20 protein-coding genes are annotated in these 21,188 nt (G+C 33.4%); 8 read left to right on the top strand and 12 right to left on the bottom strand.

The annotated features are described in order from the left end of the window. Window positions 1–30: 30 nt before the first annotated feature. Entirely contained in the window at window positions 31–609 is a 579-nt protein-coding gene (locus QZ659_RS15310) for a TIGR00730 family Rossman fold protein (RefSeq protein WP_291727007.1), read from the bottom strand. Window positions 610–782: 173 nt separating this feature from the next. Between QZ659_RS15310 and QZ659_RS15305 the strand changes: the two genes are divergently transcribed. Both QZ659_RS15305 and QZ659_RS15300 read left to right on the top strand, forming a co-directional pair. Next, the gene (locus QZ659_RS15305) at window positions 783–1,610 is read left to right on the top strand and encodes an SIR2 family NAD-dependent protein deacylase (RefSeq protein WP_291727006.1); all 828 of its coding nucleotides are present in this window, start codon (window positions 783–785) and stop codon (window positions 1,608–1,610) included. Between the two features lie 178 nt (window positions 1,611–1,788). Then, a complete protein-coding gene (locus tag QZ659_RS15300; protein WP_291727004.1) occupies window positions 1,789–3,504 on the top strand; it encodes a caspase family protein in 1,716 nt (571 codons plus the stop codon). Window positions 3,505–3,571: 67 nt separating this feature from the next. Here QZ659_RS15300 and QZ659_RS15295 read toward each other — a convergent pair whose 3' ends face one another. The 5 genes from QZ659_RS15295 to QZ659_RS15275 all read right to left on the bottom strand — a co-directional run bounded on the left by QZ659_RS15295 (window position 3,572) and on the right by QZ659_RS15275 (window position 7,977). Further along, complete coding sequence (locus QZ659_RS15295) at window positions 3,572–4,327, bottom strand: hypothetical protein (protein WP_291727002.1); 756 nt, start codon at window positions 4,325–4,327, stop codon at window positions 3,572–3,574. Window positions 4,328–4,401: 74 nt separating this feature from the next. Further along, on the bottom strand, window positions 4,402–5,121 hold the full coding sequence (locus tag QZ659_RS15290) for a GNAT family N-acetyltransferase (protein WP_291727000.1): 720 nt from the start codon (window positions 5,119–5,121) through the stop codon (window positions 4,402–4,404). A 34-nt stretch (window positions 5,122–5,155) separates the two neighbouring features. Beyond that, window positions 5,156–5,557 (bottom strand): hypothetical protein, encoded by a 402-nt coding sequence (locus QZ659_RS15285; protein ID WP_291726998.1) that lies wholly within the window; start codon window positions 5,555–5,557, stop codon window positions 5,156–5,158. A gap of 119 nt (window positions 5,558–5,676) precedes the next feature. Then, window positions 5,677–6,771, bottom strand: a complete 1,095-nt coding sequence (locus QZ659_RS15280) for a porin (RefSeq protein WP_291726997.1) — start codon at window positions 6,769–6,771, stop codon at window positions 5,677–5,679. 87 nt (window positions 6,772–6,858) lie between these two features. Further along, the gene (locus QZ659_RS15275) at window positions 6,859–7,977 is read right to left on the bottom strand and encodes a serine hydrolase (protein WP_291726995.1); all 1,119 of its coding nucleotides are present in this window, start codon (window positions 7,975–7,977) and stop codon (window positions 6,859–6,861) included. 525 nt (window positions 7,978–8,502) lie between these two features. Here QZ659_RS15275 and QZ659_RS15270 point away from each other — a divergent pair. Beyond that, window positions 8,503–9,336, top strand: a complete 834-nt coding sequence (locus QZ659_RS15270) for a hypothetical protein (protein WP_291726994.1) — start codon at window positions 8,503–8,505, stop codon at window positions 9,334–9,336. 5 nt (window positions 9,337–9,341) lie between these two features. Continuing rightward, window positions 9,342–11,246 (top strand): KGGVGR-motif variant AAA ATPase, encoded by a 1,905-nt coding sequence (locus QZ659_RS15265; protein WP_291726993.1) that lies wholly within the window; start codon window positions 9,342–9,344, stop codon window positions 11,244–11,246. Between the two features lie 28 nt (window positions 11,247–11,274). Here the strand turns inward: QZ659_RS15265 and QZ659_RS15260 are convergent, their stop codons facing one another. From QZ659_RS15260 to QZ659_RS15250, 3 genes are all read right to left on the bottom strand, one after another. Next, window positions 11,275–12,030, bottom strand: a complete 756-nt coding sequence (locus QZ659_RS15260) for an SDR family oxidoreductase (RefSeq protein WP_291726992.1) — start codon at window positions 12,028–12,030, stop codon at window positions 11,275–11,277. Window positions 12,031–12,150: 120 nt separating this feature from the next. After that, the gene (locus QZ659_RS15255; RefSeq protein WP_291726991.1) at window positions 12,151–13,902 is read right to left on the bottom strand and encodes a carbamoyltransferase; all 1,752 of its coding nucleotides are present in this window, start codon (window positions 13,900–13,902) and stop codon (window positions 12,151–12,153) included. 100 nt (window positions 13,903–14,002) lie between these two features. Then, entirely contained in the window at window positions 14,003–15,013 is a 1,011-nt protein-coding gene (locus QZ659_RS15250; RefSeq protein ID WP_291726989.1) for a phytanoyl-CoA dioxygenase family protein, read from the bottom strand. A 156-nt stretch (window positions 15,014–15,169) separates the two neighbouring features. Here QZ659_RS15250 and gldF point away from each other — a divergent pair, with 156 nt between their 5' ends. From gldF to QZ659_RS15235, 3 genes are read left to right on the top strand one after another with little or no spacing between them, the layout of a single operon-like run. Further along, a complete protein-coding gene (gene gldF, locus QZ659_RS15245) occupies window positions 15,170–15,898 on the top strand; it encodes a gliding motility-associated ABC transporter permease subunit GldF (protein ID WP_291726986.1) in 729 nt (242 codons plus the stop codon). A gap of 33 nt (window positions 15,899–15,931) precedes the next feature. Next, a complete protein-coding gene (locus QZ659_RS15240) occupies window positions 15,932–16,408 on the top strand; it encodes a hypothetical protein (protein ID WP_291726983.1) in 477 nt (158 codons plus the stop codon). Between the two features lie 46 nt (window positions 16,409–16,454). After that, a complete protein-coding gene (locus QZ659_RS15235; RefSeq protein WP_291726981.1) occupies window positions 16,455–16,742 on the top strand; it encodes a hypothetical protein in 288 nt (95 codons plus the stop codon). Between the two features lies 1 nt (window position 16,743). On the opposite strand, the gene QZ659_RS15230 is transcribed toward QZ659_RS15235, so the two are convergent. After that, on the bottom strand, window positions 16,744–17,931 hold the full coding sequence (locus tag QZ659_RS15230) for an NAD(P)/FAD-dependent oxidoreductase (RefSeq protein ID WP_291726978.1): 1,188 nt from the start codon (window positions 17,929–17,931) through the stop codon (window positions 16,744–16,746). A gap of 154 nt (window positions 17,932–18,085) precedes the next feature. Here QZ659_RS15230 and QZ659_RS15225 point away from each other — a divergent pair, with 154 nt between their 5' ends. Continuing rightward, window positions 18,086–18,982, top strand: a complete 897-nt coding sequence (locus QZ659_RS15225; RefSeq protein WP_291726976.1) for a hypothetical protein — start codon at window positions 18,086–18,088, stop codon at window positions 18,980–18,982. Window positions 18,983–18,991: 9 nt separating this feature from the next. On the opposite strand, the gene rlmB is transcribed toward QZ659_RS15225, so the two are convergent. Together rlmB and QZ659_RS15215 are read right to left on the bottom strand one after the other, a co-directional pair. Beyond that, complete coding sequence (gene rlmB, locus QZ659_RS15220; RefSeq protein WP_291726974.1) at window positions 18,992–19,762, bottom strand: 23S rRNA (guanosine(2251)-2'-O)-methyltransferase RlmB; 771 nt, start codon at window positions 19,760–19,762, stop codon at window positions 18,992–18,994. A gap of 272 nt (window positions 19,763–20,034) precedes the next feature. Then, the coding region (locus tag QZ659_RS15215) for a hypothetical protein (protein WP_291726973.1) at window positions 20,035–21,188 on the bottom strand (1,154 nt) is incomplete at its 5' end.

Below are 21,188 nucleotides of genomic sequence, written 5' to 3'. Positions count from 1 at the left end.
AAATTACTCAAAAGTTTTTAGAAAGCATGTTTATCTCCTAGCACTAAAATCAATAGCTCCATCGCTCCACTTATCAGCATTTTTGATAGCTGGTAACACTTCTTCTGCTTTATCTACAAAAGTCCATATTTTGAGATGTTCTGGCTGCATAAACTTTTCTTCTACCGATTTTTCTAGCATCTCTTTCAAAGGATTATAATAGCCATTCGTATTGAGAACTATAATGGGTTTATCAAATAAGCCTAGTCTTTTCAAAGTAATTGCTTCTAGCAATTCTTCTAGCGTACCTGTGCCTCCAGCCAAAGCCACAAGTGCATCTACGCCTTCTAAAAATTTTGCTTTGCGTTCGTGCATTGTTTCAGTAAACTCAAAATCTGCTACCTTTTTATGCGCCCACTCTACTTCGTTCATAAATTGAGGCATAATTCCTTTTATTTTACCTCTATTTTCAATAATTACATCTGCAAGTTTGCCCATAAGTCCAACAGCACCACCTCCATAAACTACTTCTACATCCGATTTTATAAATTCTAATGCTAGTTTCTCTGTCTCATCAAAATAATTTTTATCTATCTTGGAACTAGAGGCACAATACACACATATTTTCATGTTTTTTTTATTTTGGATAATGTTTAGAATGCTGAGATTTACAAGTAAAATTACCCAAAAAATTTCAAAATCTTATGTGGTAGTTCAAATTCTGAATATAATTGTCTGAGAATGAACCTATTTATACAAATAGATGTACAACTAATAAACATACTATACTCTTCAACTACAACATGAAAAAAATACCCTTAGAAGAACATTTGAAACGAGCTATCGCTAACAAAAGTAAAATTACTTTTTTAGTTGGTGCAGGCATTTCAGCAGAAAGTGGAATCCCTACGTTTAGAGGAAAAGAAGGGTATTGGAAAGTTGGTTCTGTCAATTACAAACCTCAAGAAATTGGAACATATAAAATGTTTTTACGACAGCCTTTCGAAGTGTGGAAATGGTTTTTGTTTCGCAATACAGTTTGTAGGGCAGCACAGCCCAATACAGGACATTTTGCATTAGTAGAAATAGAAAAAATGTTAGGAGATAAGTTCGCTCTCATTACTCAAAATGTAGATGGTTTGCATATCAGAGCAGGGAACACCTACGAGAGAATGTTTCCCATACACGGAGATTTGAATTATGCTAGATGTGGAGACTCTTGTTCGGATAAACTTTATCCTTTTCCAAATATTCCCAAAAAGCGAGATGAAGATTTAACTAAAGAGGAAATCAGACTACTCAGATGTAAAAAATGTGGTTCGTTTTTGCGCCCTCATGTATTGTGGTTTGATGAATACTACAATGAAGAGTTTTACAAAGCGCAATCAGCTTTGAAAGTTGCTGAACAGACAGAGGTTCTTTTTATTATCGGAACTTCTGGTTCTACTACGCTTCCTCATCGTATTTTCAAAATTGCGCTACTCAATCGTGCAGTAATAGTAGTTATTGATATTGAATCCAATGTTTTTTCAGAAGTTATAAAAGAAGATTATGAAGCGAGCTATATTTATAAAGCTACAAGTGGTGAAGTACTTCCTAAAATAGCTCAAATGATTAATAAATTGTTGTGAAATTATTTTTCCTAACTATTTTCTTTTGTATTCGAACCTTTTTGCATATTATTTGCGTAAGCATAGAAAATAAATGTTTTATAGACGAACAATGGTTTTTATTCGTTAAGTAAGTCAAAAACTAAGATAAAATTCTGTTTTTTTACTATTAAAATAAGCCAGCCAAAAAAATATTCTTATGCCTACTTATATCTTTACTACTTTTTTACTTCTACTTTCTTTTGGAGCATTTGCACAGTACGATACACACTACTTAAAAAGTGGAAATCAAGACTTGATACAAGAAAATTATGTACAAGCAGAAGAAAATTATACTACCTCTTTAAAACACAACAGCCGAAATATGGAGGCGTACCTCAAAAGAGGAATCACACGCTGGCATTTAAAAAAATACAAAGATGCTATTTCAGATTTGGATAGAGCTATTTTGTTTAATTACAAGACAGCAGAGGCAAATCTTTGGAAAGGTAAGAGTTATTTTGCAATGGATTCGTACAAAGAATCAATAAAATATTTTGATAAAGCACTCCAACTCAATACTGAAAAAGATGCTCAAATTAATGCAGAAATCTACGAGTATAAGGGGTTTGCCTATCAAAAACTCAATAATTCAGAAAAAACAGCCGAAAACTTTAGATTAGCATTAGGAGAAGGAAGTCAAAATTCAGCAGAACTAAATTATAAACTAGCAACTATCAATTATTTGAATAAAGATTATGAAGCAAGTCTAAAAAATCTGCAATTAGCCAAACAACAAGGGCATCCCAACCGTGTAGAGATTTCCAACAAAATTGTAACTTTAGATAAACTCATCAACGAACAGAAAAAAGCAAATCAGAAAAAAGAAGTCAAATTTCATTTTCAAAATCCATCCTCTCTTACTGCTACAGTTTCACAACCATTTTTTGACTTGGAAGTTTGCCTAGAATCTGAATTGATGGTAAATGAGGTCAAAGTTTTTATTAATAACAAAGAGCAAGACCCTATTAGAGGACTGACCGTAACGCCAAGTACAAAATGTGCTATTACGGTAAAAAGAAAAATTCCTTTGCAAAACGGTACAAATGAAATCCGTTTGGAAGCTACAACGGCACAAGGGACATTTTTCTCTCAAAATGCAAATGTTACTTTTTTAGCTCCTGACCGAACGGAAAATGTACTAGCTTCTATGCCAAAAGTTTGGGCAGTTGTGGTAGGAGTAGCAAGTTATACGGCTATGCCAACGCTTCGTTATTCGGATGATGATGCGTATCAAATGTATGCGTTTTTGAAAAGCCCAGAAGGTGGCGCACTTTCAGATGACCAGATTACGCTTTTAGTAGATGAGAATGCTACAAAATCACAGATTACAAATTCTTTAAATCAAAAATTTAGTGCTGCTTCTGAAAATGATTTAGTTATTTTTTATTATGCTGGACACGGTTTGGAAGGCTCATTTTTGCCTTACGATTACAATGGAACAGAAAGTACAAAACTTCTTCACAAAGACATACAGGAAATTTTTACAAGTTCAAAAGCAAAAAATAAACTCTTCATTGCAGATGCTTGTCATTCGGGAAGCAGTAGCGAAAATTTGCGTGGCAATGTAAAAGCTACAATGGACAAATACTACCAAGCACTTGCCAATACTTCTGGAGGAACGGCTCTGATGATGTCTTCGAAGGCAGAAGAAACTTCCCTTGAAAACAAGACCATTCGCCAAGGCGTATTTAGCTATTACTTAATTCGTGGTTTGAAGGGAGAAGCTGATTTTAATGCTGATAAAATTGTTTCGGTAAGAGAACTTTTTGATTATGTTCAGACACAAACTCGTCAGTACACCAATTATCGCCAAAATCCAGAACTATACGGACTTTTTGACCCAAATATGCCGATTGGTGCTGTTAGGAAGTAGTTTTGTCGTTAGTGGAGACACCAACAACAGCTAGATAACATTTTTAGGTTGAAGACTTGTCTTTGACCTATTTTTTTGTCTTTAGGCTATCAGAACGATTGAAATACAAACCAATTATGGAAGGCTCATCTTTTATATAGTTTATAGCTTTTAAATAATAAACGCCTGTTGCTTTGCATTCAAATACAACCTCATTTTCCTTTGGGTGTAAGTAGAATTCCGTTGTTGCTTTCCTGCTATTCCCTTTGTATAATTTTACGTTCGTTATTCCTTTTTCAAGACTAAATTTATATTTTGTTCCTTTACTAAAAATGCAAGTATAAGTTGGAACTTCAGGATAAGTCCAATATATTCTATGATAAATAGTATAGTTTTTAATCAAAGCATATTTCTCATCTATTTCACTTGTCAAATCTTGCGAAGCCACAGCTAATAAAGCAGAATTAGGAAAATATTTGCCACTAAATTTCAAATTATACTTTCCTGTATTCTTGCAATCAAAAATGATAATCTTATTTCGATAGGAAGAATCTCCGTAAGTAATTTTATTTTCTGCTATGATTTCTGACTGAGAATCAAGTAAAAGCATATCAAAATAACGCTTCGAAAAATACTGAAACTTATATCTCTTTCCTTTTTCCAAATTCAGTTCTAAAGTGGTTTTTCTCTTGATATTGTAAATATTCTCTATTGCATAATCACTTTGAATGCTGTTTTGAATCAAAAGATTATCCTGCTGCTTTTCAGAAACGTCTTTGTAGGGTTTGCAGCTACCAAGTAGAGCTAAAACAGTAAAAATCAGTAAACTATGGTATAATTTCATAATAATTTTCATTAAAAAAAACCACTTATTCATTAAAAAAATAAGTGGATTCTCTAAGATAGAAAAATTACAGATTATTCACGCCACGGAATAAGCAATTTTTCTACTTCTGGCAAAAGGTTCAAATCTTGTGTACACATATCCTCTGCTCCATTATAAAACTTTTGAAAAAATACCTCAACTGTTCTGCGATATTCTGCACCTTCTTCATCTCCAGCCCAAAGTCTATAAAGTCCTGGAATAACAGCTCTAGGAGTATATCCCATATCTTTCAAAATAGTTTGTGTAACTGTGTGCATTGCAGCGCACCAACCGTAAGCCATTTCTACTCCCGAATCTTCAAACAGCTTGTCAGCAGTATTCAAAATTTCAGTTCCTAGTCCATTGGCTTGATAATCTTCGTGCGCAGCAATTACTAATAACTCTCCTCTACGCAACATTTTCCACATTGTGATTATTAAAGCACAAGCGATTCGTTTATTTTCTACGTCTTCCACCACAATCAGAAAATTGTTGCCTTTATTGAAGGTTTCTCCTGTTCCTAAAAATGGAGCAAAGCCATCAGGCTGAAAAAGTAATTCGAAATCACATCCTTTGAGGGCAGGAAAGCCTGTTTTGTATGCCTCTGAAGCACTCTTTAAATCGTCTTCTGTTCCTTCACGAACTACAAACTTTCCATCTAAAATGCTTTTAGGTTGTAAGGTTGCCCAGTCTATTGGTTCACAACCTTGACGTGTACAAACATCTTGAGGCATATCCAGCCAAAGGCTGTTCATAGATTTACGGTTATTCATTTTGTATTTATATTAAAGTTGATAGGATAAACAATTAAGAAACTAGCCAATTGGTTGCTTTTGTTGTGTCATCAAAAAAACGAACTGCAAACCCTCCTGTTTTCTCCTCTTCCATAAGTTGTTCCATTGATACTTGAGCAAATATATCAGGAGTTTCTACAATAGCAGCTTGTTCTACTCCAAGTTCGATACACTTTGGAAAGATATTTTGAGCATGCCACTCTTGTAGTTCGGGTTCGATAATAAACTGCATTTCTTGATTGTTTACCAAGGCTTTTTTGGGTTTGTATTTTGCGAAAAAGTCAAGATAAATTAGCATTTCTTCTTTAAATTTTTCGTTATCTAAATTTTCACTATCAGGCTTGAAAATATGTGAAAAAATAGAATTTTCTTTGTCATAATCAAAGATAGAATAGTCGCTCTCATAAATAACCATAATTATTAAAATTAAGTGAAAGAGAATTAATGTTTTAGTAAAAAAATATTATTATCTCAATATAGTACAAATTTTAACAAGAGCATATCATTCATTAAAAAAATGATAAAATATTTTTATCAAAAACTAATCGCCAAAGCACTTCCCAAAAACTGATTCGTAGAAATTAGCTCATTATCTCTTACAAAATAATCATCTTTGCTATTCAAATTTCTGTATTCTATTCGCCAAAGTAGTTTTTCTGCAATGGCATAATCAAAATTGAATGAAAAACCTGTTACTTGAAACCCATTTTGTGTTGTTTTGGGAACGATAACACCATTTTGGTCATTGTAATGTTCTATTCTTGCAGCTAAAGCAATTTTTTGAGTAGGCTTGTATCTTGCTATCAAAATAGGCGAATACCATATATTATACTCTGAACTTTTTGTTTCTTTTTGTTCTGTTCCGATGTCGAAACCTGCAATGATTCCAAATTTTTCAGAAAAATCAATCTGTGTGAAAAAATTATGAAAATAACGCATTTTTTTCTCGTCTGTTGGATAATCATTCCCTACAAAAGAACTACTATTTAATGTTACTTTTTCAGTTGGAGAAAATGTAATCTGATGTCCAAAACCTAGTGTTTGGTTTCCCTCCACTCTCTGAATGCGTTGCCAGCCATTGAGCAAAAGTCCAGACAAAAACCACTTTTCATTGTATGAAGTGTAAGAAATTTTGATTCCACTTTCATAATAAGGCGAGTTTTCAGCCAAAATACTTCGTGTCATATTCCAACAGTCTTTTCCTACTGCACTCTCAAAGCCAATATGCGAACTAAAAATACCTGCATCTACCCAAAGATTTTTGTTTTTTGAAAGACGAGTTCCTATATATGCTTCATAAATATTTCTCAAAACACCTTCTTCGGCTGCTAGGTTGATGTTAGAATACGTTCCTGCCATAAGGGCAATCTTTGCACGAGCGGAGTAGGTTTCATATTCGGCTTGTATAAGTCCTAGATTTAAAGCTAGTTCATTATGACGATGATAGGCATAGAAAAAATTAGGTCGTACGTGATTTTCTGGCTCATTAAAGTCGTAGATATAGTAGGTTTCCAAATACGCACCGAATTTTATTTTTGATAGTATAATATCTAGTTTTGTAGTATCATTTTGAGCAAAAAGTGATGTGGAAGTCAAGAAAAAGCAAAGAAGTAGTAGTTGTTGTCGCATCTTTTTGAAATTTGAGTTGGTGTAGTTAGAAAAAAAATAGACATTTTAAAGTTTTGTATTCATTGAAAAGCGAAATTGTATCACTGTTTAATGTATTGCTTCAAATACCTTTTTAGAAAGTTCTTCTATTAGCCCAGCATTTATTTCATTACTTTCAGTAGAGTTTTTTATGAAAATAGCAATAGCGTAGGTACTATTGGGAGTTTCTACAATTCCAATATCATTTTCGGCTGCTTTTAACCCAAACTCTTTTCCTTCTATTTTTTTACGAAACGAACTTCCTGTTTTATGCCCTAGAACAATATTTTCACTTTGAGGCAAACCAGCTTTTATTTTGTTGCTACCTGTTTGTGTCTCTACCAAAATCTTCCACAGAAAGTCATGTGTTTCTTTCTTTAAAATATTTCCTTTATAAAAATGTCTTAATAAAAGTGTAGCATCAAGTGGTGTGGTTGTATTTAGATACTGATTTTGAAAATCTTCGTGCATTTTTTCCTCACTGGCAGCAATCGTTGTGTTTTTTAAGCCTAATTTTTTAATAAAATTATTGGTTTTCTGTACGCCTTTCTGATTATATCTTTTTCTATTTTGGATAAGTTTGGCTTCCAAAAGTGGTCTTTTGTACTGATATTTTTCTATATAATTTTCTCCTCCCAAAAGGCGAAATAAAATATCACAAGCGTTATTATCGCTTTTCGAAACCATATAAGAAAGTAGTTCTGTAAGTGGTATAGAAACTCCTTTTTGGAGTTCTGCTTCATAATTTCCTTTATGTTCTTTCTTTAAATCTTCCCTCAATGGTGAATATGTATTTTCTAAAATATCTGATTTTTGAATAATTAATTTTTCGTTTAGTTTAAATTTACCCTCATCTACTTGGCTCAAAACAGCCAAAGCCAAATGAAATTTATAGACGCTCATGGTAGGAAACTTTTCTGCCCCCTTTTTATCTGTACTTTTATTGTCTATAGTGTTAGAATACACTCTTTCAAAACCCCCATTATTTTTATATCTATCAAACTTTATAACAGATATTCCGACAGTAAGATTGAGGTTTCTTTCTTTTAGATAAGCCTCTATTTCAAAGGGCAAAGGTGCTATACGTTTTTTATCTATATCGTACCTTATTTTTTGGGCAAAGCAATTACCAAAACAAAACAAGCAAACAAAAAGTAGAGGCAAAACAATAGAAAAATGAAATTTCATAAAAAATATTTAAGTGGTTTTGGGTTAGACTATTTTAAATCTAAATATAATTGATTAACTTACTAAACTATATACAGGAAGCTGATTATTACTATTAGTTTAAGGCAAATTAAAAAAAATATGAGAAAGGTTATATTCTCCTTATTACTTTTTATAACAACAACATCTTTTTCTTTAGCTCAAATAGATTCTCTTCAAAACGAACTCTATAAATTTTCTTTGGACGAACTTACTGAATTAGACAGTAGTAGATGGGGGACTTATCTTAAATCTTTCTTCACAGTGGAACATTACCAAAACAGTTCAATGGGGAGTTTCTATCAAAAACCTTTTGAATGAGAAAAATCTTTCTCCAATGAATAGTAATGCAGGAGGAGAAGACGTTTCAGCAGGAACGCCAGCGTGGGAAACCACTACTGGGTGGACTACACTTCGATTGAATTTTTAAATGTATAATTCTTTCAATTATAATTATGATTTGATATAATTACTTTTGTATCTTGTTTCATAATTTAATTTTAATCTATGAAAGAAATTATTAAAATTGCTGTTAAGTGTGTAGAAAATAATAAAATCGCAAAATGTTTTGAAGTTATCCAAGAAGTTTCTGAACAGTTCCACTACAGTTTAAAAGTTAGGTATTCTAGGTTCAAAGATGAGTTCGTGCATGGTAATATTCAGCAAGATTATCACGAGAGGCTGATTGTTTTTCTTAAAGAAATAGAAAGAAGAGAGTTTCATCAAGAAATAAATAATCAAGCTCTGAATCTCTGTATTTTATCCACTACAAAAGATAATATCGTTTGTCAGAAAGAACTCGTATCACAAATCCCTAAACACATACATCACAATGCAGATTGTAGCAAGTGGAAACCTTTTATAGATGAAAACTCTATTTCAGAAATGATAGAAGAGTACAAAACTAAAGTGGATTTTGAAGTTACAGAGCGTTATGTAGAGAAAGATAAAATAACAAAAGATGAAAAAGCACGTTTTTTAAAGAATACAGATAAGATTATTTTGATAGTCGACCCTTTTGCGTTAAACAAAGAAAATCTAAAAATAACAACAGCTTTCAACAATGATAACATAGGAGCGTGTCTTGTTTTGGTATGTCAGTCGATTTCATTTGAATTGTTTGCGTATATTCGTACTCAAATAAGGGCAACGTTTGAAAATTTACATGACTGCTACATAGATTACAAAGAAAAATACACACATTATATTTTTCCAGTTTCTACGAAAGAGCAGTTTTTCAGAGGATTGAGTAATGTAGCTCTCATCAGATTAAAAATTTCAAGCCAAATACAAGATTTAGATAAAGACGACAAAATAAGAAATCAGAGTTTTAAATTTTAATAAATATGTTTGTTTCCTTTTACTCATACAAAGGTGGTGTAGGCAGAACACAGCTACTTGCAAATGCTGCTAGTTATTTGTGTTTTTACAAACATAAAAAAGTATTATTGCTAGAATGGGACTTGGAAGCTCCCGGACTGCATCATTATTTTAAAGATTCGGAAGGGAAAAGTACGAAAGTTGAGAAAGATGGTTTGATAGAGGTGCTAGAAAAGTATATGAATGTAGCGCAGCGAGGAGCAAAAATAGAGAAAGAAGAACTCCCTTTTTTTACAGAAGAAAATATTATAAACGACCTCATTGTTTCCAAGACAGGTAAAGGAAAAGTAGATTTGATTCCGTGTGCCAACTACTCAAAAGAAGGTTTTACAAGAAAGCTAAATGATTTTGACTGGAGAGAGTTTACAGAAATGAGAGATGGAAACGTCTTTATTAGTTTTCTCAAAACCAAACTCAAAGAACTAGATTATGATTACATTTTCATTGACAGCCGAACAGGAATAGCAGATTATTCTGGAATTTGTAATATCCTTTTACCAGATGTAAATGTAGTGGTAGTAGCTCCAACTGACCAAAACTTTGAAGGTTCTTTGCGTATAACGAAAGCTATTTCAGAACACCCATTTTTGAAAGAAGGAAATCGAAAGCCTTTTATTTTACCCATTTTAAGTAGAATAGACAGAGACGTGCCTAACTATGAAGACTGGGTAGAACGTTTTGAAAATGAATTTGGATTTGTTTGTGAAGTTTTATTGGATGAAAAGCTCAAAAAATTTAAAAAAGAAGCCTTTAGGGATTTGTATATTCCACAGACAACACTTTTTTATAATCGCTCCATCGCACTAGGTGAAAATAGACTTTTTGAGAAAGAGGCAAAACCAATAAGAGAGATTTCTATATCTAAAAATTACGCAAATATAGCCAACTACATTGATAGATTAAATACAGAGCCTCATCTAAATTTCTATGATGAAATTACTACTGAACTTTTAGAGAATTGGTTGGAGGAGAATGAAGAAGACTTGGAAAGCTATGCTAGTATTTCTGATACTTTTGATGAGATTGGAAATTTAGAAAAGTCTAAAGAGTTTGCAGTTCGTGGTTTATATTTATCTCACAAAAGAGACAATGCCTACATGTTGAGTTTGTTTTATCAAAGATTAGGGTTGATAGCAAAAAGATTAGGGGATTACGAGTATGCATTATTTTGTTTTCAAAACCTCTATGAGATTCAAGAAAAAAGATATTCTCTTTCAAAGGATAATCTTTATGATTTGAGTATTTCAATACAATTTCTAGGAGTACTTTATTTTGACTTGAATAATTATGAAGATGCATTAGAGTGCTTTACTATTTTTAATGAACTTGCTAAAAAAATGCTCAAAGAAGTTCCAGAAAATATGACATATAAGCATTTATTAATAACTTCTTTGCAATATTTGGGAGGCGTTTATATGAAAAAAAATGAGTTTAAGAAAGCCATAGGTTTCTTAGAGAAAATGAAACACCATGCTGAAAATAAATTTTATATAGAACAAAATATAGAACACAAAGTAGCGTTATCTACCTGTTATAATCTCTTAGCTATTAGTTACAATATGCTAGATGAAAGAAAACAAGCACTATTTTTTTTGGAAAAAGAAATTGCTACAAAAACAGAAATACACAACAGAAATCCTAATAATATACATTTTACTGATTCTCTTGCTGTAGGCTTTTTGAACTTGGGCAGATGGCATTACAACCAAAACAATACAGAGTCTGCAAACACTTATTTATCAAAAGCTAAAGAGATATTTATGCAGATAGTAGAACTATCACCTACAAATAAAGAATTTGTAAATCGCTTGTCAGAAGTAGATATAGAATTAGAAAAAGTGAAAAATTTAAGAGTGAATAAAACTAGTTAGTCCAAAAACTAGCTAGTTTTGCTTCTCATTACACAATATCCCCAAGCTGTGGGCGCATCACAATTTCTTCCACTACGGTTTGGTTAGAAAGTGAATAGACCGAATAAATTGTATCTGCAATATCACTTGAAGGCATAAAACGCTCTTGTGGTAGCTCTACGCCTTCCCAGCTTGCTGTATAAGTCGCTCCAGGCAAGACAGAAGTAACCTTTACATTATGCTCTTTGAGTTCCTCACGCAAAACTTTTGTCATTCCGTGTAATGCAAACTTCGAAATGCAGTAGCTTCCACCATTTGGATAGGCTGTAATACTTGCTGTTGAGCAGATGTTAAAAAGATGTCCATCTTTTCGCTCCACCAAAACAGGCACTAACATTCTCGTTAGGTGATAAGCACTAAAAAGGTTCGTATGTATCTGAGTTTCAAAACTCCCCTCTTCTTCTTCTAATATTTTTCCAGGGATAAAAACACCTGTATTGTTCACCATTACCTCAAAAGGTTTTTTAGTAGCATCTTCTTTTTTAGCTTCTTTTTCATTTAATAAAATGATTTTCTTTGCGTAATCTCCAAAAGCAACAATATCCTCTTTTTTAGATAAATCAGCTTGTCTGTAATACAAAACCACAGGATTTTCTTTGGTAGAATATTTTTTTTCTAATTCCTCTTTGAGCGCAAAGAGTTCTTCATTGTTCCTAGAACACGTAATGGCATCGTGTCCGTTTTGCATAAATTTTTCTAAAATGGCTTTTCCTATGCCTTTTGTTCCTCCTGTTACGAGTATCATATATAAATAATTGATAATTTTAAAATGGATAATGGACAATTAAATCTATTGTTGCTCATGTCCTACAAGCAAGTAATCAAACACAGTCATTGTCGGTATCCCCACCGACGACTGAAAATCTTACTTTCTTCTTACCACAATATTTCCCAAAACGAGCATATCCATTTTGGTTCTTAGAAAACAATCTAAGGCTTCTTGTGGCGTGTTTACAATCGGTTCGTTTTCATTGAAAGACGTATTTAAAAGAACAGGAACGCCTGTTTTTTCTTTGAATGTACTGATAAGTTTGTGGTAACGAGGATTTGTAGCTACACTAACAGTTTGCAAACGTCCTGTTCCATCAACGTGCGTAACGGCTGGAATGACCTCATGCTTTTCTTTTTTGATAGGATAAACTTTTTCCATAAATGGCACTCTATCAGCATCTTCAAAATACTCTTCTACATATTCTTCCAAAATCGAAGGCGCAAATGGACGGAAACTTTCTCTGCGTTTAATTTTCTCATTCAGAAGCTCTTTAGCATCTGTTCTACGTGGGTCGACAAGAATAGAACGATTCCCCAACGCTCTAGGACCAAACTCGGCACTTCCTTGAAACCAACCAATTACTCCTGCATCTAATAAAGCATCTGTTACAGTCGTATAAAGTTCCTCATTATCTAAAACTGAAAACTGAATATCTTTTGCAAGCTCTTTGTTCTCTTTCTCGTGCTTTAAAATACTCTCAATTTCTGAGTCAGAGTAATTACTTCCTGTGTAGGCGTGCCAAATCGGTTCTATTCTAGGTTTTTTTAGCTCATGGTTGTAGAAATAAAGAGCTGAACCTAGAGCTGTTCCTGCATCATGCCCTGCACTTGGAACATACACATTTTTGAAAGGCGTATTTTGTAATATTTTTCCGTTAGCAACAGAGTTTTGGGCTACTCCACCTGCTACACAAAGGTTGTCTAATCCTGTCTTTTTATGTAAATGATTCAGAATATGGAAAATGGTTTCTTCTGTAATGCGCTGTATAGAAGTGGCTAGGTCGATGTGATGTTGTGTGAGAGGTTCATCTTTTTTACGCATTTTGCCAAATTTCTTCTCTAAAAGTGGCGAAATAGGCGTATCTACATGTGGCTCTCCACCTTCCCAAGACATTGTAACGCCATCTTTATCGTGCCTAAAATAATCTAAATTGAGTTCAAAAAGTCCATTAGATTTTAGTTTTATGATTTCTCTAAAATCATCTAAATAAACAGGCTTACCATAAGGAGCAAGTCCCATTACTTTATATTCATCTCCGTATTTTGGAAAGCCTAAATAACGAGTAAGTGTCGTATAAAATTCGCCTATCGAATGAGGATAATTGACTTGGTCAAGAACACTAATTTGGTTGTCTTTTCCTGTTCCTGTCATCGTAGAAGTAAAATCTCCAAAGGCATCAATGGAAAGAAGTGCAGCTTCTTCAAAATCAGAAGGGAAAAACGCACTTGCCAAATGTGAGCGATGATGTTCTATATTTTTAACTTCTGCCTTAATATCTTTTTCGTTTATCTGAAAAGCTTTTGCTAATTCTTGCTTTACACCTCCTATTTTTTTTGAGTTTTGAAGACGACTTTTTATAGTGTCATAACTAATCATTTTGCTGGCTGCAAAAATAATTTTCTTGTACAAGTTGGAAGAAGGATTACGAGAAATAGTAATGTAATCTACCTCTTCGATAGAAATACCAGCTTCTTTCAGACAAAATTTTATGGCTTCTGTTGGGAAACCAGCCCAGTGTTTAATGCGTCGAATGCGTTCTTCTTCAGTGGCTGCAATGAGTTTTCCATCTTTTAAAATACAGGCAGAAGAGTCGCCATGGTAAGCATTAAGACCTAAAATATACATGAATTGAAGAGTTAGTGAATAGCAAAAAGCCTAAGTTTCCCATTATTTGAAAAAATAGATAAAGAAACTTAGACCATTAATATTTTTTATTTTTTAAAATTTATTTAGTAACCAATTTGATAGCTAGTTTTTTAGCCATTTGAAAAGCTGTCGGAAATGTAGTTTCTACATTCAAAATAAGACGATTGAGACTCTCATTTTGGTCTTTTGGAAAGTTTATATCCATTCCATTTACTTTCTTGAGGTTTAATTTCTTGATACGAGACTGATACTGCAAAAACTCAGTAGAGGCAGGAATATAATGTCCTGTAAAAGATGAGCGAGAATGCTCTGGCTGTGTAGTGGCAAGACTGCCATGAATGGTTTTTCCATGCCAAAAAAGTACGTCTCCTTTTCTTAAAACAGGTGCGCTACATTCAAGTTCAAATTTGTGAATAATATCAACTACCAATTTTTTGTATCTATCGTGATTGAAGGCAATGTCAAAGTCTCCTCCATTTTTTTCCATATCAATCAAATGACTTTTTGGATAGACATAAAAACGCCCAGCCCCTGGTGCAATATCTTCAATCGCTATCCAGCTACCTACCATTCGTCCTAGTTCAGAGGAATCTAAGTAATAGCTGTCTTGATGCGCCCATGTTGCTGGGTTGCCCTCAAAAAACATGCTCTGTACAAGTTTTGGGTCATCAGACATTAAATTACTTAGAGCAGCCTTAATTTCTTCGCTGGCAAGCATTTCCATTCCCTTTTCTCTAAAGGTTGGGAACTTACTCTTATCCAATGACTGAATATTAAGAATTGAGTTAATCATGTATTGATAGTCCGTCAGCTTGTGCTTTTCAGGATTGGCAGAGGCTTGACGATAAATATAACCATTATATGGCTTTACCTCATTGTCAAAGGCTTCTTTGGCTGCATCACAAAGCGATTCTGGAATAAGATTACGAATAATTAAATAACCCTCTTTTTCATAATATTCCTTTTGTGCTGCTGGTGTTTTGAGCGTATCGTAAATATCGTTTTGAGCATCATAATTTACAGGAACATCAAACGTTCCTCCATGGGGAGCAGGAGATTGATATGTATTAGTTTTGTCAGTAACAGCCATAGAAGTTTTATTTTAAAGCTATATTTATGCTAATAAATTTATTGTTACAAATATAAGCAACCATTTTAGCATACACATAAAACATAACAAAAATTTAAACAGAGAGTTGGTTTTTGCTACCTTTGTAACACACTAAAACGACATAAAAATCTGACTATGCTCAATTTATTTTTAAAAGAAATACGTTCCTTTTTTAGTTCCTTGATTGGTTATATTGTTCTCATTATTTTTTTAGTAGCAATGGGACTTTTTGTGTGGGTTTTTCCACAGACAAGCGTTTTGGAATACGGTTTTGCAGACCTTTATCCACTTTTTTCAGTTGCGCCATACATTTTTCTTTTTTTGATTCCAGCCGTTACGATGCGCTGTTTTGCTGAAGAAAAACGAGCAGGAACAATGGAACTGCTCTTTACTCGTCCTGTTTCGGATTGGGAAATTATATTAGGAAAATATTTTGCTGCGTGGGTGTTGGTTTTGTTTGCACTTTTACCTACTCTCATTTATTATTATAGCGTTTATCAGCTAGGAAATCCTGTCGGAAACTTGGATAGTGCTGCTTTTGTGGGTTCGTTTATTGGACTTATTTTGCTGGGAGCAGTTTTTACGGCTATTGGTGTTTTTGCATCTTCGCTTACTGAAAATCAGATTGTAGCATTTATTTTGGCTGTTTTCTTGTGCTTTTTCCTTTATGAAGGCTTTACGTCGCTTTCAAGCCTAAATGTTTGGTCAGATACAGCTTATTTTATTAGTCAGTTGGGAATAGATTTTCATTATCAGTCGCTTAGTAAGGGACTAATAGATTCTCGTAATTTGTTATACTTCTTTTCATTGATTATCTTAATGTTAGGTTCTACCCATCTAGTTTTAAGTAGTAGAAAGTGGTAGTTTTTTAGTTGTTAATTCATAATTATTTGGTTTATGAAGTTATTATTTGTTTTACTTTTTTCTTTTATAACTATTCTTTCAACTGAAAATGAAGTAGAGAATAGAATCAAATGTTGTGGTGGAGATATTCTAGAAATAGATTCTTATTTAGAAGATGGTTATAAATATCATAAAAATTATAATTTAAATATGTCTTTTGTTAGGAATGAAGAAACGAATCGTTATGACATACGAAGAGATAAAGTTGAATATACAACGGTTGGGGAAGAGGGAGTAAGCCTAAAATTTATAACCCAAATCAAACGTGGTAAATTAGATAACTTGTCTTTTAAGGTATTCAATAACAGACGAAAAGTTATAAAAATGGAAACAAGAGAGTTAAGCGAAAAAATACGTGAAACTAAGTTTACTTTTCCTCAAACAGGTATTTATTATCTTGCATTTGCTAGAAAAGATACTACAGATATAGATGAGATTTGTGGAGGGGCAGCTGCTTTTATTAAAAAATAAAAAACTATCTAACTTATAATTTTTAATTATTCATTTTCCATTATTTATGCTCCGTTTTATAGATTACATTTTTTTCTTAACTACTTACAAAGAAGCTGGTGCTATCAATCGTGTGGAAGATGCCAGTTATGTGATTCAAGGCTATCTGATGGCGATGCAAGACGATGCTCTGAATGAATTTATGTTTAATTTTAGTTCTTTTATGTGTAATAAATTAGGCATCACAGACCGAATAGAGTGGAGCAAAGTAATTCGATTCAATGCCCACTCCGACGCTCATTCTTTAGAACTTTTTGAAAATTTTTTTAGAGATTATGTAAACAGTATGGACTAATTTACTGCTCATTTATCATTTTTTGAGCTATTTCTTCTCCTAGCTTGCTTCCTAGCGCAACGCCCATTCCTCCCAAGCGAACACCTAAAACCACGTTTTTAGAATGGTTTTCTAGCAATGGAATTTTTGTTTTTGAGCTTTCAGTAAATGCCATAATACCTGCCCAAGTAGTGTCTATTTCAAACTTTTGTTTGGGTATGATAATTTCGCTTAGTTTTGACTTTAAGTCTTCCAAAATTAGCTCTGTCGTCTCTAGTTTTGTGGTAGTCTCTCCTTCAAAATCCATATTCCTGCCTCCTCCTAAAATGATTCTTTTTCCAAAGTTTCGGAAATAATAAAAACCTTCGTCTAAGTGAAATGTCCCCTTAAATCGTAAATATTTTAACGGTTTGGTAGCCAAAACTTGTCCTCTTCCTGCTTGTAAATCCAAACTTGGAAGGAGTTTTTTAGAAAAAGCATTCGTACAGATAGCTACTTTTGAAGCTGTCAGTTCAATAGCTAAATTCTCAGACAAATCATTTTGTAATGGATTTTTGATTCTTACGACAACACTATTTTTTTTATCTGTATTTTCATTTTCTACATCTTCAAAGTCTATCACTTCACAGCCTGTAAAAATAGTAACACCTCGTTTTTGGACGTATTTCAGCAAAGACTTCATCATTTTGCCTGTATGAATCTGTCCCTCAAAACGATTATAGACTATCCTACGCACATAACGAGCATTAAAACCAAAACCTTCGATGAGTCCGTCTTTAGTTTTAAATACATTTTGTCCTTCAAAAATGGGTTGCAAAAGGTTGTTTATTTCTTCTAACTTTTCCAAGTAAGGAACTTGTTTATCCAAAATCAGTTCATAACCACCATAATTTTTATATCCTATCTTTTTATCTCCCAAACGGTTACGTAATTTTTCTAATCCGTTCAAACGGCTTTCTACAAGCTGGGTCAGTTCTGTTTCGCTCATCGTTTCCAAGTCAGAAGCAATTTCAGAAAGACTACCAAAACAAGCAAAACCTGCATTTTTTGTACTCGCTCCAGTAGGTAAAAACCCACGTTCCAAAACAGCTATTTTTGCTCTTGGATATTTTTCTACCAAACTAGCAGCCGTTGAAAGCCCTGTAATTCCGGCACCAACAATGATATAATCGTATTTCTTAAATGATTTTTTTTCCCAGAAGCTAAACATTTCAAATTTCAGTTAGCAGTAAACAGTTGTCAGTAATTAGTCTGAACACTGTAAAATTCTATTTGATAAAGTAATTTTTTCAAACTTTTCTAGTTATTATTCCATAACCATAAAATTCTGTATTCGCAAAGATAGACTAATTCAATTAATTCTTATGAAAAACCTTCTATATGCCTTTTTGAGTTTGTTTTTGGTGGGTTGTAACTCTGAAAGTAATGTTAGAACGCCCAAAAGAGAGAAATCAAAATTGGTTGTTGAGTATAGGACATTGAGTAATGTACCATACCCACAAGAGCGAAGTTGCATAGAAAAATTAGCATCTTATCATGAGCCAATGGTAGGTTTTCGCTGTCTTTTTCCTAAAGATATTTCTGAGTTTGGGTTAAACACAACTTATCAAGAAGATTCTTATTATATCAATCGTAGTCCTTTGAATAAATTTGTATCCAATGAAGATGAAAACTATAAAGTTTATGTCAAAGATTTCGATTATATGGTTTCTCTAGTGGTTTTTGAAGATAAGAAGACTAGAAATAGATATTTTACAATCACAGGAAAAGCAAAAGGAATTTTTTGGATAAATAATGCTTATTGGATTGTTGGAAATGGTTGCCACATGGGTTGTTCTATGACAATAGAAAGAATCAAAAATCCAAAGGTGCTAAGACAAACTAATGAACAAAATTTAGATTCCTTAAACAATCAACTTCATAGGTTATCGTATGAAGAAAAAATGAAGATTGTAGAGCAAGATGAAGTAATTTTTTCAGGAGATTCTTTTGAAAAGAATCTATCAGGTTTTATACCTTACCAAAATTCAATGGTTTTAGTTTTTGAAAAATATAAATCAAACAAATATTACTTTATTCAAGTCAATGAAGATAAAAGTGTAGAAAATATTGATAGTCTAATCAATGGAAAATTTAACACGAGAGATTTTATGAATGATAGAATGGTTACAATTCTACCTAAAAAACAAAATTTAATTCCATTCTGTCAGACCATTTTTAAAATTCAGAATGATACACTTTTTGTGTATTCTTTAGAGTAACTTAAAAATTTATCCTCTCTGCCTAACTACTTCATAAAGTGCAACGCCTGTGGCTACTGAAACATTTAAAGAACCAATTTTTCCAAGCATAGGCAAGCTCATACGCTCATCTACCACTTCCAAAACTTCTGGCGAGATGCCTACTTCTTCCGAACCCATCACAATAGCGAGTGGCATATCTAGTGCTAAATCATAGATTTGATTTTTTGTCTTTTCCGTACAAGCCACTACTTTCAAACCCGATTCTTTCAAAAAATTGACTGCCCCTACAAGGCTTCTATATCTACAAATTGGAACGTGCATTAGTGCGCCAGCCGAAGTCTTGACAGCATCTGCTCCCATTTGTGCCGTTTGGCGTGTTGGAATGACAATTCCATCTACTCCAGTACATTCTGCCGAGCGAACAATCGCTCCAAAATTGCGAACATCTGTAATTCTGTCCAAAATCAAAATCAAAGGGTTTTTTCCAGCTTCAAATGCTCCAGCTACAATATTTTCTAAAGGAACAAAATCAATTTCAGAAACAAATGCCACTACACCTTGGTGGTTTTTACGTGTAACTCGGTTGAGTTTTTCTACTGGGACTTTCTGAACATAAATACTTTGCTTCTTGACGAGGCTCATAAGTTCTTTTAGCTCTTCACTTTTGAGGTCTTTTTCTACCAAAATCTTATCAATAGTTTGGTCGCTTCTAAGTGCTTCCAAAACTGGATGCCATCCAAAAATAAAGTTAGAAGTAGATTTTCTGTTGTTGCGAAAGTCGTTGTCGTAGTGTGGCATGGGTTTGTTTTTTGAAATGAATGAGACTGCAAAAAAACAAATAAAACGAAAGATTACCTAATTGTATTTTATAGAAAAAAAATTACCCTACTTTTTAATACTATTGTAAAAGTAGGGTATAAAGTATTAGAGTACTGGACATGAACAGATATTTGCTGTTCTGTGAGTCACAGAACAGGGGAAAAATACCGTTAGTTGATGTTTTAGCATAGCGACACCAACAACTTTTTATCTTGTGTCCAGTACTCTAATAAAGTATGATTTTGTTAAGTTTATGGTATCATATATTGTATTTTAACTCCATATATTGCGTGTTCTATGTCTGAAACGTCATCAACATCTCCTCCTCCAACATCAAAAACAGCTCTAAAAGCATACGAATAGTTCTGATTGTCGATAACAAAAGAAGTTCCAAGTACTTTTGTCGAAACTGAATTATCATTCTCATTAGAAGTTGCTGAACTTATTACGGTTGTTGCCGTTCCAAAGGCTTTTCTGTCCACATAAAAATCTATATTACCTCCTCTATCGTCTAAATAATATACTGTGATAGATTGAACTGTTGCTCCATGAGGGAGATGAAATGCAGCAGATATAGTTTCTCCTTCATTATCTTTATGTATAGTAACAGCTTGTGTATAGTTTTCAAAGACTATAACATTATTCTTTGACTCGTCGCCTCCTTCACTCAAACCAGCTTTAAAATCAAAAGGGTCTATACTATAATAAGATATTGCTCCACTTCCTCCAAAATTATTATCATTAGCAGGCGACCAACTGCTTCCGTCCCACTTTAAAACTTGTCCATTAGAAGCTCCATCTTGTTGTAATTTAGAAGGATCTAAAGAAGATATTTTTGCATCCGTAACTGCTCCGTTTTGAATTTTATTTGCAGTTACAGCATTGTTAGCAATTTCTGTTTCTGTAACAGCATTTGGATTAATTTGTAGGTTGGAATAATTTCCATTCAAATCTCCACCAGCAGAGCCAAGCGAACCAGCAGTAAATGAGTTTCTATTTTCCCACACTACGTTTCCAGTTGCGTCTGTTGTCAGAACTAAATCGTTTCCTGTACTTTGAATTTTTGAAGTAGTAACCGAACTGTTAGCTAATTCTGTTTCTGTAACAGCATTTGGATTAATTTGTAAGTTGGAATAATTTCCATTCAAATCTCCACCAGCAGAACCAAGCGAACCAGTAGTAAATGAGTTTCTATTTTCCCACATTACGTTTCCAGTTGCGTCTGTTGTCAGAACTAAATCGTTTCCAGTGCTTTGAATTTTTGAAGTGGTAACCGAACTGTTAGCTAATTCTGTTTCCGTAACAGCATTTGGATTGATTTGTAAGTTGGAATAGTTTCCATTCAAATCTCCACCAGCAGAGCCTAAACTACCACTTGCAAATGTAGAACGATTTTCCCACACTA

Source organism: Bernardetia sp. (assembly GCF_020630935.1).
Lineage (GTDB): Bacteria > Bacteroidota > Bacteroidia > Cytophagales > Bernardetiaceae > Bernardetia.
The sequence above is the reverse complement of the archived record's forward strand: the minus strand, read 5'-3'. Positions and strand labels throughout refer to the sequence as shown.